The organism is Streptomyces sp. DS1-CR2 (assembly GCF_055760475.1).
This window is the reverse complement of the sequence record NZ_CM147085.1, coordinates 4,927,945-4,941,101: the sequence shown is the minus strand read 5'-3', so window position 1 is coordinate 4,941,101 and position 13,157 is coordinate 4,927,945. Positions and strand designations below refer to the sequence as shown.

The window sequence follows — 13,157 nt, the reverse complement described above, 5'->3', positions numbered from 1 at the left end:
GATCCTCCAGCACCTTGCTATCGAGCGGTCGTCCCTCGGGACACCTCGGCAGAGCCCCCGGGACGGATCGCCAGCCGCGATGGCATTCAATCACTTACCGGCAGGCGTGCACGACGCCTTAGGAGCATTGTCCGTCACGCCAGTGACACACTCGGTGCCGATGGCCAAGAATCACCGCCCCGGACAACCCGCGGCGGACACCGCTTCCCGCCCCTCTCCAGGGGCGATTCTCGACCGACTCGCCTCGGGTCCGAGCCGGGCTTCGCGCATCACTCATACGGAGCACTTGCCCCCGCGACCGGGTCGTCATGCCGTATGGCCCGACCGCATCCGATCCGAGGTCCTCGCCGCCGTCCAGTCGGCCGGAATCGAGCATCCCTGGGCCCATCAGGCACTCGCTGCCGAGCACGCGATGGACGGCGAGTCGGTCGTCGTCTCCACCGGAACTGCCTCCGGAAAGTCCCTGGCGTACCTCGTCCCGGTGCTCTCCCGGCTCCTCGACGGATCCGAGGCCCCGAACGGGCGTGGCGCGACCGCGCTCTACCTCGCGCCGACGAAAGCGCTCGCCGCGGACCAGTGCAGATCGGTGAAGGAACTTTCACAACCGCTCGGCACGGCGATCCGCCCCGCGGTCTACGACGGCGACACCCCCGTCGAGGAACGCGAGTGGGTGCGGCAGTACGCCAACTACGTCCTGACCAACCCCGACATGCTGCACCGCGGGATATTGCCCTCGCACCCCCGCTGGTCCTCCTTCCTCAAGTCGCTCAAGTACGTCGTCATCGACGAGTGCCACACCTATCGCGGTGTCTTCGGGTCCCACGTCGCCCAGGTCCTGCGCCGTCTGCGTCGCCTGTGCGCCCGCTACGGCTCGGAACCCGTGTTCCTGCTGGCGTCCGCCACCGCCGCCGACCCGGCCGTCGCTGCCGAGCGCCTGACGGGTCTCCCTGTCGTCGAGATCGCCGACGACGCCTCGCCCCGCGGAGAGCTCGTCTTCGCCCTCTGGGAACCCCCTCTCACCGAGCTCCACGGCGAGAAGGGCGCCCCCGTCCGCCGCACCGCCACCGCCGAGACGGCGGACCTGCTGACGGACCTGACCCTGCAGGGCGTCCACTCCGTCGCGTTCGTACGCTCCCGGCGCGGCGCCGAGCTGATCTCGGTGATCGCCCAGGAGCGCCTCGCCGAGATCGACCGCTCCCTCGCCCGCCGCGTCGCCGCCTACCGCGGCGGCTACCTGCCCGAGGAACGCCGCGCCCTCGAACGCGCCTTGCACTCCGGCGAACTCCTCGGCCTGGCCGCCACCACCGCCCTCGAACTCGGCATCGACGTCTCGGGGTTGGACGCCGTCGTCATCGCCGGCTATCCGGGCACCAGAGCGTCGCTGTGGCAGCAGGCGGGCCGCGCGGGACGGTCGGGGCAGGGCGCGCTCGCCGTCCTCGTCGCCCGCGACGACCCCCTGGACACGTATCTCGTCCACCACCCCGAAGCCCTCTTCGACCAGCCGGTGGAGTCCACGGTCCTGGACCCCGACAACCCGTACGTCCTCGCCCCCCATCTGTGCGCGGCCGCCGCCGAACTCCCGCTCACCGACGACGACTTGCCCCTGTTCGGCCCGACCACCGCCGAGCTGCTCCCCCAGCTGGAGGACGCGAAGCTGCTGCGCCGCCGCACCAAGGCCTGGCACTGGACCCGCCGCGAACGCGCCGCCGATCTGACGGACATCCGCGGCGACGGCGGCAGCCCCGTACAGATCGTCGAGGCCGGTACGGGACGCCTCCTGGGCACCGTGGACGCCGGCTCGGCGCACACGACCGTCCACGACGGCGCGGTCCACCTCCACCAGGGCCGCACCTATCTCGTGAAGCACCTGGACCTGGAGGACTCGGTCGCCCTCGTCGAGGAGGCCAACCCGACCTACTCGACGACCGCCCGCGACACCACCGCCATCTCCGTACTGGAGAGGGACATCGAAGTCCCTTGGGGCGACGGCCGATTGTGCTACGGCTCCGTCGAAGTCACCAACCAGGTCGTCTCCTTCCTGCGCCGCCGCCTCATCACCGGCGAAGTCCTGGGCGAGACCAAACTCGACCTCCCTCCCCGCACCCTCCGCACCCGCGCCGTGTGGTGGACGGTGACGGAGGACCAACTCGACGCGGCCCGCGTGAACCCGGAGATCCTCGGCGGCGCGCTGCACGCCGCCGAACACGCCTCCATCGGCATGCTGCCGCTGTTCGCCACCTGCGACCGCCGGGACATCGGCGGTGTCTCCATCCCCCTTCACCCGGACACCCTGCTGCCCACGGTCTTCGTGTACGACGGCCATCCCGGCGGGGCGGGATTCGCGGAGCGCGCGTTCCACACGGCCCGTGAGTGGCTCACGGCCACCCTCGAAGCGATCGCCTCCTGCGAGTGCGAGGCGGGCTGCCCGTCCTGCATCCAGTCGCCCAAGTGCGGCAACGGCAACGACCCTCTCCACAAGCGCGGCGCGGTACGGCTGCTGAAGGTCCTGCTCAGGGACGCGCCATCGGCGGAGGTCCCGACATCGGCATCGGCATCTTTGGAGGCTGCGTCCGAGGGGCGGCCGACATCGCAGGATCAGGAACCAGGTCAGGACGCCGGCTGACTGATCCTGCGAGGCCCATCACCCGGGATCCGTGGGGCCGACTGGATCCGTCGGACCAGCTGGGTCGGTCGGGACCCCAGGCGCCACGGGTCCTGCGGGGCCCGCCCTGGCCCTGACTTCCGCGGTCAGCGGCGCCGCGCCGGCCACCGCGGTGACGTCAGACACCTCCCCGTACACCGCGCACCGCACGAGCCGTGTGTCCTGAGCGGCCGCCACCCGGGCGGCGTGGGCGCAGGCCTCCTTCCGGCCCTCCATCCAGTGATCGGCGGCCGCGAGAGCCGCCAAGTCGGCGGCCCCACCCGCCCGGTGGCGCACTATGACGGCCTGCCCCATGGTCAGTACGCACCCGAAGACCAGCCCGAGCGCGGCCATCGCCATCACGGCCCACACGGTCGCGGAACCCCGGTCCCCAGACGCCTTCCGCCGCTTCATGAATCACCCACCTCCTCCGCCGTCCCGGCTACGTCGGCCGGCTCGGCCGTCCCCACCGTCTCCTCGGCCAACGCAACCGCGTCGGCCCGTAGGCGGACGTTCAGCACGCCAGGCCCCGGTGCCGCGGCCTCGACTGCGACCCGGACCAGGTCGCCCTCCCGGCTCACGGCGACCTTCGCGCCACGCGGCGCGACCCTCTTCGCCGACTCCACGGCCGCCCCCTGCGGGTCCTGCCGGGCAATCGCCCTGGCGCCCGCCCTCGCCGCGTCCACACACTGGATCTGCGCGGACGCGGCCATCAGCGCCCAGACCAGCGCCAGTGTGAAGGTCACGAGCACCGGCAGCACAACGGCCGCCTCCGCCGTCACGAAACCCTGGTCACCGGCGCGTCGCGTACCGGCCTGCCGCTCACCAGCCCGTGGCCTGCGCCGGCCGGCCCTACCCATGGAGCGCCCTCTCGACGATCCCCTGAAGCGCGGCCTGCACCTGTCCGCTGGTCAGCACCTTCAGCAGCAGTCCGGCGAACCCGACCGCCGCGATCAGCCCCATCGCATACTCCGACGTGACCATCCCCGCGTCCCGCCTCACCGCACGCATCCGACGCACCCACATCCCGGCACGCGCCCGCATCACTCCGTACATCTCAACCCCCATGAAATTCCTCTGAAGTTCGTCACCGACTGACGTCCACACGACGTCCGCCGAACTCGCGCCGGGCCACGAACCGGCCCGGGACTCCCCGCGGCCTCTCACCGACCTCCCAACAGCCCGCCGGCCACCCCGATCACCACAGGCAGCACTCCGATGGCCACGAACGCGGGCAGGAAGCACAGCCCCACCGGCGCCGTGATCAGCACAGCCGCCCTGCGCGCCACCGCGGTGGTCGCACGCCCTCGCTCGGCCCGGGCCTCCGCGGCCAGCCGCGCGACCGGCTCCGCGGCCGGGGCTCCCGAATCACCGGCCCGCTCAAGGAGTCCGGCCAGCGCACCGGCCCCCGGTATCGACGCCAACTGCCGCCACGCAGCACGCGGTTCGCCACCGAGCCGCACCTGGGCCGCACCCCGCGCCAGAACCTCGCCGACCGGGCCACCCAGCGACTCCCCCACAGCCCTCGCCGCCCCTACGGGATCGGCCCCGGCGGCGATGCACGCGGCCAACAGATCGGCGGCCAACGGCAGCTGCCGACGCGCCTGAGCCTCCGAAGACGCCGTCACGTCGGCCGCCGCGCGGGTCCTTCGCCTCCACCTCCACACCCCGAACGCCGCGACCAGCCCCAACAGCAGCCCGGCCACCCCGCCCACCAGCACGTACCCGGCACAGACTGCCCCCGCTGACGGTCCCCACCTGCCCATGGCGCCCCGCACATCCACGCCCCGCCTCGCGGGCTTCTCAGTCACCGCCTCCAGCAGGGCATTCAACCTCCGCAGCAGCGCCCGTTCCCTGCGCCGTGCCGCCACCTCATGCACGACCCACCCCAAGCCCGTCACGACACACAGCACGAGCCCCAGCCTGTGGACACCGTTCATCGCCCCTCCGCTTCCCGAGCACTCATCGCTCCTCCGCTCCGCGTACGATCCGCAGCGCCCACCACAGCCCCGCTCCCTCCAACGCCCCGCCCACCAGCAGGCACCCGAACCCCGCCCCGGTGTGCAGCAGCACCCTCAACGGCCGGGCCCCGAGCACGCTCCCCAGTAGCAGCCCCAGGACGGGAAGCCCCGCGAGCATCACCGCCGTCGACCGCGATCCGGCCAACTGAGCGCGTAGGTCAGCCCTTTGGTCACGCTCGGCCCGCAGCGCGTCCGCGAGACGCTCCAGCCCGGCCGCCAGGCCCGCACCCCGGTCCACCGCCACCCGCCAGCACGCCGCGAGCCCCAACAGCCCCTCGGCCCCCGGCGCCCGCGCCGCCTCCCGCAAAGCCCCCGGCACGTCCCCACCGAACCGGGCAGCAGCCACGACCGCCCCATCGCCGGCGCCCGAGCCGCCCGCTCTCGTCTCGCCCTCCTCACGCACCGCCACGATCAGCGCCTCCCCCGGCTGCCGCCCCGCTCGCACCTCCCCCGCCAGCACCCCGCACAGCGAGATCACCTCGTCCGCCCGGCGCTCCCGCACCCGTCGCACCTCCCGGTCCCGCCGCACCCGCGCCGCCAGAGGCACCCCCGCGGCACCCACCACCAGCGGCACCACGGAAGCCCCGAGGACCGCGAGCACGGCCCCTACGACCAGCACCCACCACTCCCACCGCTCCCGCCACCGCGCCCAGCCCACACGCCACGCCTGCGCGCCCCACAGCACACCACCGCCCGAACCCAGCAACTCCCTCGCCCGCCGCGCCTCACGCCCGTGCCCACCACCGGCAACCCAGGCCGCCGCCCCCACACAGACCAGAGCCGCACAACCAGGCCCCACACCGACCCCCACCGCCCCAACTCCAACCACAACAACCGCCCCCTCCACGGACATCGCCCTCGTACCAACCCACGCCCCACCCAGCGCCCCGCCGCCGCCCAACCACCCCGACCGGCCCCACGCCAGCCCCAACCCGCCTACCCCCCCTCCACGAACTCCCCGAGCAACCCCCGCAACCGCGCCCACCCCCGCTCCCGCACGAACTCCCCCTCGCCCCACCGCAGCGCCGGCACCGTGACCACCCAGCCGGCCGCGTCACGTTCCAGGACATGGACCTCGGCGATGCGACGCCGGCCCCTCCGGTCCCGTACGAGGTGAAGAACCACCGACAGGGCCGCCGCCAACTGGCTGTGCAGGGCAGCGCGATCGAGGCCGGCCGCCGTCCCCAGAGCCTCCAGGCGGGCGGGCACGTCATGGGCGGCGTTCGCGTGGACCGTGCCGCAGCCCCCCTCGTGCCCCGTGTTCAACGCGGCGAGGAGCGCCACGACCTCCGGGCCCCGCACCTCGCCCACCACCAGGCGGTCCGGCCGCATGCGCAGCGCCTGACGCACCAGGTCGTCCAGGGCCACGAGACCAGCCCCTTCCTGGTTGGCGGGCCGCGCCTCAAGCCGCACCACATGTGGATGGTCGGGCCGCAGCTCGGCGGAGTCCTCGGCGAGCACCACCCGCTCCCCCGGCCCCACCAGGCCGAGCAACGCGCTCAGGAGCGTCGTCTTACCGGACCCCGTGCCACCGCTGATCAGGAACGACAGCCGGGCATCGAGAAGAGCCCTGAGCACCCGGTCCCCGCCGGGTGGCACCGTCCCCGCCGTCACGAGCTCCTCCAGCGTGAAGGCCCGCGGCCGGACCACCCGCAGCGACAGGCAGGCACAGCCGACGGCGACGGGCGGCAGGACGGCGTGGAGGCGGGTCCCGTCCGGCAGCCGGGCGTCCACCCACGGCCTCGCGTCGTCCAGGCGCCGCCCGGCCACCGCCGCGAGCCGTTGCGCGAGCCTCCGTACGGATGAGGCGCTCTCGAACGACACGCCCGTCAGCTCCAGGCCACCGCCCCGGTCCACCCATACCCGGTCGGGCGCGGACACCAGCACGTCGGTCACCGACGGATCGGCGAGCAGGGGCTCAAGCGGTCCCGTGCCCACGAGTTCGGAGCGCAACTGGCCGGCCGCACCCAATACTTCGGCGTCCCCGAGAAGTTTCCCCTGAGCCCGGAGCGCCTCCGCGACCCGCGCGGGGGTCGCCTCCGCACCGTTCTCCGCGAGCCACTGCCGCACCCCGTCCAACATGCGTGCGCCCACGACCCCACTCACACGCCGCGCACCGTCGTCACCGACCGCACCCCCGCTCACACGCCGCCCACCGCCATCACCCACCACACCGGCACTCACAGCCCGCCCCCTCGACTCGCCACACCCGCACCTCACCCGCACTCACACCCACGCCCACCCGGACATGCCGCCCCCCGCTCTCACACCCCACCCCCCTCAGCCGCCACAACCGGCACCCGCTCCCAAAACGCCGCGCAGAACCGCGCGAGCGGCCCCCGCGCCCCCGGCGGCAGTCCGCCCCCATCGGCCGCCAACAGCGCGCCCTCCGCCGGAAGCTCGCCGACCAGTGGAAGCCCGAGAAGCCGTGCGACCTCATCCGGATCGAGACCGCCGGCCGCACCCCCGCGCGAGGGCCCCACCACCACGCGCAGGTCCCGCAGCACCATCCCCACGCCGGAGGCAACCCGTTTCGCCGCCGCGACGGCCCTCAGCTCCGGCGGCACCACAAGCAGCCCCAGGTCCAGCTGGGCCAGCGCCTCGGCCGCCCCCTCGTCGACCCGGCGCGGCAGATCCACGACGACCGCGCCGCCCCGCCGTCGCGCCGCGGCCAGCACCGCCCGTACGGCTTCAGGCGGGACCACCACCGTGTCGCCCCGGTCCCAGCTCAGCACCCGCAGTGCGTGCAGCTCGGGCAGCGACTCCTCCAGCGCGCCACCCGCGACCCGCCCCCGCGACTCCGCGAACGCGGGCCACCGCATTCCTTCAGCAGCCTCCCCGCCAAGCAGTACATCGAGCCCACCGCCAAGCGGATCCGCGTCGACGAGGAGGGTGCGCCGCCCGGTCCTCGCCGAGGTCACGGCGAGCGCGCTCGCCAGCGTGGACGCCCCGGCCCCGCCTCGCCCGCCGATCACCCCGACGGTGAGCGCGGGCCTGCCCACGCCTTCGGCCACGTCGGCGATGCGGTCCATCAGCCACTGCTCGCCGTCCGGCAGCATCAGCACATGGTCGGCGCCGATCTCAACGGCCCGCCGCCACACTCCCGAATCGTCCTGGTCACGCCCCACCAGCACGACACCACGCCGTCGCGCCACACCCCGTACCCGCTCGACCGCGTCGTCCCCGACGAGCACCAGCGGCGCCGATTCCCAGCTCCCTCTGCGCTCCGGCACCCCGTGATGGACCTCGGGCCGCGCGCCGGCCGCGGCGCACAGCCGCAGCAGGTCGTCCAGCAGATCCACGTCCTCCGTCACGATCAGCGGTGTCCGCCGCCGCCCGTCGGCGACCGGCGCCCGGTCGCATGTGATGGCTCCCGCCACGATTTCCGCCCCCTCGCTCGCTGTCCCGCTCGCACCTGCGAGCCGGCCACTCCCCTCGCGCAGCACAGGCCGGCCGACAGCCCTCCGACTGCCCGACCGGCGAACGGAACCGGTAATGAACACCGGTCCCGTCTTCGCGAGTGGAATCACCGTGCAGCGATCCCGGAAATCGTGTGGATCTTGGTCAATTACTGTGGACAAGAGTGTGCTTGTGAATATCCCCATCACCCATACCGGTGACATCACTTGTGCCATCTAGGGCGACACCTCAGCTGCCCTCTCCAGACCTTCCACAGAGCAGCCCCTCGACTACACTCAGTGACGTAGGTCGGGCGCGAAGAGCCGCGAGCCAGCAGCTCAGCGCGGGGCGGCAACAGGGTGGAGAACGCAAAAGTCCGGACCCAAAGTGGGTCCGGACATGCGACGACCCCCGCCGGGGGGGAGAGCGGGGGTCGTCCCCACGGTCCGACTCGGGGGGGGAGGAGCCAGACCGGGTTAGCACGGTCGCGAACGATCCGTGACTTCCATGGTGTACCCGAGAGCCTTCTCAGGCAAACCCACGCGCCAAAGCTTACGCCGAATGGTGGGCGCCTATGCTCGGGCTCGTGGAAAACCACTCCTTGACGCACTCGATGCCCCGCACAGCCGCGTTCTTTGACCTGGACAAGACGGTCATTGCGAAGTCGAGCACGCTCACCTTCAGCAAGTCGTTCTACCAAGGCGGGCTGATCAACCGCAGGGCGGTGCTGCGGACCGCGTACGCGCAGTTCGTGTTCCTCGCCGGCGGCGCCGACCACGACCAGATGGAGCGGATGCGCGAGTACCTCTCGGCTCTCTGCCGCGGGTGGAACGTGCAGCAGGTGAAGGAGATCGTCGCCGAGACGCTCCACGACCTGATCGACCCGATCATCTACGACGAGGCCGCGTCGCTCATCGAGGAGCACCACACCGCCGGGCGCGACGTGGTGATCGTCTCCACGTCCGGCGCGGAGGTCGTCGAGCCGATCGGTGAACTCCTCGGCGCGGACCGCGTGGTGGCCACGCGCATGGTCGTCGGCGACGACGGCTGCTTCACGGGTGAGGTGGAGTACTACGCGTACGGGCCGACGAAGGCGGAGGCGATCGAGGAGCTCGCGCGGTCCGAGGGGTACGACCTCTCGCGCTGCTACGCGTACAGCGACTCGGCGACCGATGTGCCGATGCTGAAGTCCGTCGGCCACCCCTTCGCGGTCAATCCGGACCGGGCGCTGCGCCGCGAGGCCATCGCGCGCGAGTGGCCGATTCTCGACTTCAACCGGCCCGTCCGGCTCAAGCAGCGACTGCCCTCTCTGTCCGCACCGTCGCGGCCGGCCCTTGTCGCTGCCGCCGCCGTCGGCGCCGCTGCGGCGACCGCGGGCCTGGTCTGGTACGCCAGCCGCCGACGCGCCGCGGTCGGCTGACCGGCCCCTTTATGCGGCCCCGCCACCCGGACGGGAGGCAAGCCCGTCACCCGGCCGCCCGTTTCGCACCTAATTGAACCTAAAAGTAAAGAAGTACGGCCAGGGGTTTCGCTTCCCCCACACCTGGAGTACAAATAAGGCAACGGCCCGCGAGACCAAGGGACATCCGAGAGGATCACCTTTAAACGCAACCAAGGCCCCACGGACCGAGCATGAACACCAGGCACCCACGCGACGTCGACCCGTCGATTACGGGCCAGCCGCACCAGGCCACGGGCTAAGTTCCCGACCTGATGGGCATATTTCGAGGACGCTTGGTAACCAGGTGAACATGCCAGCGGCGGTACGAGGACTCGTACCGCCGCAACCCTGTTCAGGGACTTTCCGGTAACTCGTCCCTGCGCCTACGCCGCTCCGCGCTGGAGCGCCTCGCACACCGCCGTCGACTCTCTGACCCCGAGCTCCACGGACCGCCCGCAGTGCGCGATCCACGCGGCAACCCCTTCCGGGGTGCCCGACACATAGCCCTCGAGCGCGGCCAGATATTCGGCGCGACCCTGCTCCGCGTGCCCCACCTCGGCCGGACAGATCGACTTGGGGTCGAGACCGCTGCCCACCAGGACGATGCGCTCGGCCGCGCGCGCGACCAGCCCGTTGTGCGAACCGAAGGGCCGCAGTGCGAGCAGTTCGCCGTGCACGACGGCTGCGGTGACCAGGGCCGGAGCCGAGCCACCCGCGATGATCAGCCCCGAGAGCCCTTCGAGCCGGCCCGCCACTTCCTGCGCGTCCGGCAGCGGCAGCTCGACCAGCGGCTCGTCGACCGGCTCGCCACCCTGCCGGGGGCGCCCCACCGTGTCGCCGCTGTCGGCGGCCGCCACGAGGTGCAGACGTGCGAGCACCCGCAGTGGGGACTGCCGCCAGATCGACAGGAGCTGGCCCGCCTCCGCCGTCAGCCGCAGGGCGGCGCCGACGGTGCGCGCCTCCTCGTCCCCGCCCGCGCCGCTGAAGTCGGAGCGCCTGCGCACCTCTTCGAGCGGCCAGTCGGCACCGGACAGCGCCGCGCTGCCGCGCGCGCCGCGCAGCGCGGCTTCGGAGGTGACCGCATGGCTGCGACGCCGCATGACCCGGTGGCCGTAGACCCGGTCCACGGCCTTGCGCACGGAGTCCACGGAGTCGGCCACGCCCGGAAGGGCCCCGAGGGCGGCAAGAGGGTCGGCTGTCGTACTCATGGGTACGACCCTACGCAGTCCAGGGCCCCGCCCCACGAAGGAGTGGTCTTCTTCACGCAGGGCGGACACGAACAGCGATCACTCCACTACCCTTGGTGAACATGAAGATCGCTTTCGTGGGGAAGGGCGGCAGCGGGAAGACCACGCTGTCCTCGCTCTTCGTCCGTCACCTCGCCGCCATGGGCGCCCCGGTCATCGCGGTGGACGCCGACATCAACCAGCATCTCGGGCCCGCCCTGGGGCTCGACGACGACCAGGCGGCCGAACTGCCCGCCATGGGCGCACGCCTCCCCCTCATCAAGGACTACCTGCGCGGCTCGAATCCACGGATCGCCTCCGCGGACACGATGATCAAGACGACCCCGCCCGGCGAGGGCTCGCGCCTTCTGCGGGTACGAGAGAACAACCCGGTGTACGACGCGTGCGCCCGGCCCGTGGAACTCGACGGCGGGGCCGTGCGTTTGATGGTCACGGGCCCCTTCACCGAAGCCGACCTCGGTGTCTCCTGCTACCACTCCAAGACCGGAGCGGTGGAGCTGTGTCTGAACCATCTCGTCGACGGCCGCGACGAGTACGTGGTCGTCGACATGACCGCCGGTTCGGACTCCTTCGCCTCCGGCATGTTCACCCGCTTCGACATGACGTTCCTCGTCGCCGAGCCGACGCGTAAGGGGGTCTCGGTCTACCGCCAGTACAAGGAGTACGCACGGGACTTCGGCATCACGCTGAAGGTCGTGGGGAACAAGGTGCAGGGCCAGGACGACCTCGACTTCCTCCGCGCACAGGTGGGAGACGACCTGCTCGTCACCGTCGGGCACTCCGACTGGGTACGGGCCATGGAGAAGGGCCGCCCTCCCCGGTTCGACCTCCTGGAGGAGCCCAACGCGGCCGCCCTGCGCACGCTCCGGTCCGCCGCGGACGCGGCCTACGCGGGCCGCGACTGGGAGCGCTACACACGCCAGATGGTCCACTTCCACCTGAAGAACGCGCAGAGTTGGGGCAACGCGAAGACGGGCGCCGACCTGGCGGCCCAGGTCGACCCCGCCTTCGTCCTCCAGGAGAGCGTGGCCGCCACCGCCTGACCGGCACGGCCGCACCCGACTGGGCTCGGCTACCGCTTCACCGCCGGCGCTCCCGGTGCCCCCTTGGGTGCCGGGGCGGGGCTGGTCGAGATGAAGGACGCCCAGCCCTGCTTGGGGGCCTCGCCGACGCGCAGCTTGGTGAGCCGGTCCAGGGTCTTCGGGTCCTGAGCGTCCAGCCAGTCGGCGAGCTGGCGGAAGGAGACGCAGCGCACCTCGGGCTTGTAGCACACGGCGTGGACGGTCTCCTCGACGGCGCGCATGTAGGTGCCGCCGTTCCAGGACTCGAAGTGATTGCCGATGACCAGCGGCGCGCGGTTGCCTCTGTAGGCGCGGTCGAAGCCCTGGAGGAGGCTGTCGCGCATCTCGTCACCCCAGAACTCCTGCTTGTCGGCGTCGCCCTGGGTCGCGGTGCCCGACTGGTTGATCATGAAGTTGTAGTCCATGGTGAGCTGCTCGTTCTTGTGCCCGGGGAAGGGCACGAGCTGCATCGACAGGTCCCACAGGCCGTCGTTCTTGGTGGGCCAGATCTGGTCGTTGACGCCGCTGGTGTCATAGCGGAAGCCGAGGTCGTGGGCCGCTCGCCGGAAGTTCTTCTGGCCCTCCAGGCACGGGGTGCGGGCGCCGATGAGCTCCTTGTCGTAGTCGAAGGGGAGCGGGGCCGCGTTCTTCATGCCCGTGTTCGTCTTCCAGGACTTCACGAAGGACTTGGCCTGGCTGATCTCGTCCTTCCAGTCGGCCACCGACCACTCGCCGACGCCGCCGCCCTTGCCGCAGAAGTGGCCGTTGAAGTGCGTGCCGATCTCGTTGCCCTCGAGCCAGGCGCCGCGGAGCTGGTCCACGGTGTCCTTGATCCCCTGCTCGTCATTGAAGCCGATCTCCGAGCTGCCCGGTGAGTGCTGCGGCGGCCGGTAGAGGTCGCGCTTCTCCTCCGGGAGCATGTACACGCCGCTGAGGAAGTACGTCATCGTCGCGTTGTTCTCCTTGGCGACCTTGCGGAAGTGCGAGAACAGCTTCCGGCTGTCCTCCCCCGCGCCGTCCCAGGAGAACACCACGAACTGCGGCGGCTTCTGGCCCGCCTTGAGGCGCTCGGCCTTCGGCAGATGCGGCTGACCTCCGGTGAAGGCGGTCGAGCCGTCCCCGATCAGCCGGATCGCGCTTCCCGGCGCGGGGGCGGGGGCGGCCTCATTCGGGCGGGGAGCGCCCTTCTGGGGACCGGTCGCCTGGTGGTCACCGATCGCGCAACCGGACAGGACTGCTGCACACACCGCGACGGCGGTGAAGCTCGCGGCGAGCTTCTTGGTGGCGGTCATGTCCGCCCACCTTCTTCCTTGGGTCTCTTCGGCTCGGATCTCTTCACGTCAGGAC

Annotated in this window: 12 protein-coding genes; 3 read left to right on the top strand and 9 right to left on the bottom strand. The window is 71.7% G+C overall.

Annotated features, from left to right (window positions below):
* The first annotated feature begins 79 nt into the window (after positions 1-79).
* Positions 80-2,623, top strand: a complete 2,544-nt coding sequence (locus tag ACY0PA_RS23725; RefSeq protein ID WP_473079708.1) for a DEAD/DEAH box helicase — start codon at positions 80-82, stop codon at positions 2,621-2,623.
* Positions 2,624-2,641: 18 nt separating this feature from the next.
* Here ACY0PA_RS23725 and ACY0PA_RS23720 read toward each other — a convergent pair whose 3' ends face one another.
* The 7 genes from ACY0PA_RS23720 to ssd form a co-directional block, all read right to left on the bottom strand.
* On the bottom strand, positions 2,642-3,055 hold the full coding sequence (locus ACY0PA_RS23720; RefSeq protein WP_473079707.1) for an Rv3654c family TadE-like protein: 414 nt from the start codon (positions 3,053-3,055) through the stop codon (positions 2,642-2,644).
* Entirely contained in the window at positions 3,052-3,501 is a 450-nt protein-coding gene (locus ACY0PA_RS23715; protein ID WP_473079706.1) for a TadE family type IV pilus minor pilin, read from the bottom strand. The genes ACY0PA_RS23720 and ACY0PA_RS23715 overlap by 4 nt, the downstream gene beginning before the upstream one ends.
* Positions 3,494-3,697, bottom strand: coding sequence for a DUF4244 domain-containing protein (locus ACY0PA_RS23710; RefSeq protein ID WP_469375107.1), 204 nt, complete (start codon positions 3,695-3,697; stop codon positions 3,494-3,496). Before ACY0PA_RS23710 ends, ACY0PA_RS23715 begins: the two co-directional genes overlap by 8 nt.
* 107 nt (positions 3,698-3,804) lie before the next feature.
* The gene (locus ACY0PA_RS23705; protein WP_473079705.1) at positions 3,805-4,581 is read right to left on the bottom strand and encodes a type II secretion system F family protein; all 777 of its coding nucleotides are present in this window, start codon (positions 4,579-4,581) and stop codon (positions 3,805-3,807) included.
* A gap of 22 nt (positions 4,582-4,603) precedes the next feature.
* Entirely contained in the window at positions 4,604-5,515 is a 912-nt protein-coding gene (locus ACY0PA_RS23700; protein ID WP_473079704.1) for a type II secretion system F family protein, read from the bottom strand.
* Positions 5,516-5,598: 83 nt separating this feature from the next.
* The gene (locus ACY0PA_RS23695) at positions 5,599-6,744 is read right to left on the bottom strand and encodes a TadA family conjugal transfer-associated ATPase (RefSeq protein WP_473086402.1); all 1,146 of its coding nucleotides are present in this window, start codon (positions 6,742-6,744) and stop codon (positions 5,599-5,601) included.
* A gap of 182 nt (positions 6,745-6,926) precedes the next feature.
* Entirely contained in the window at positions 6,927-8,042 is a 1,116-nt protein-coding gene (gene ssd / locus ACY0PA_RS23690) for a septum site-determining protein Ssd (protein ID WP_473079703.1), read from the bottom strand.
* 593 nt (positions 8,043-8,635) lie between these two features.
* Between ssd and ACY0PA_RS23685 the strand changes: the two genes are divergently transcribed.
* Complete coding sequence (locus ACY0PA_RS23685) at positions 8,636-9,481, top strand: HAD family hydrolase (RefSeq protein ID WP_473079702.1); 846 nt, start codon at positions 8,636-8,638, stop codon at positions 9,479-9,481.
* 404 nt (positions 9,482-9,885) lie between these two features.
* Here ACY0PA_RS23685 and ACY0PA_RS23680 read toward each other — a convergent pair whose 3' ends face one another.
* The gene (locus tag ACY0PA_RS23680; RefSeq protein ID WP_473079701.1) at positions 9,886-10,710 is read right to left on the bottom strand and encodes a Fic family protein; all 825 of its coding nucleotides are present in this window, start codon (positions 10,708-10,710) and stop codon (positions 9,886-9,888) included.
* Between the two features lie 101 nt (positions 10,711-10,811).
* Here ACY0PA_RS23680 and ACY0PA_RS23675 point away from each other — a divergent pair, with 101 nt between their 5' ends.
* Positions 10,812-11,792, top strand: a complete 981-nt coding sequence (locus tag ACY0PA_RS23675; RefSeq protein WP_199841924.1) for an ATP-binding protein — start codon at positions 10,812-10,814, stop codon at positions 11,790-11,792.
* A 29-nt stretch (positions 11,793-11,821) separates the two neighbouring features.
* Here the strand turns inward: ACY0PA_RS23675 and ACY0PA_RS23670 are convergent, their stop codons facing one another.
* On the bottom strand, positions 11,822-13,102 hold the full coding sequence (locus ACY0PA_RS23670) for a polysaccharide deacetylase family protein (protein ID WP_473079700.1): 1,281 nt from the start codon (positions 13,100-13,102) through the stop codon (positions 11,822-11,824).
* Between the last annotated feature and the right edge of the window lie 55 nt (positions 13,103-13,157).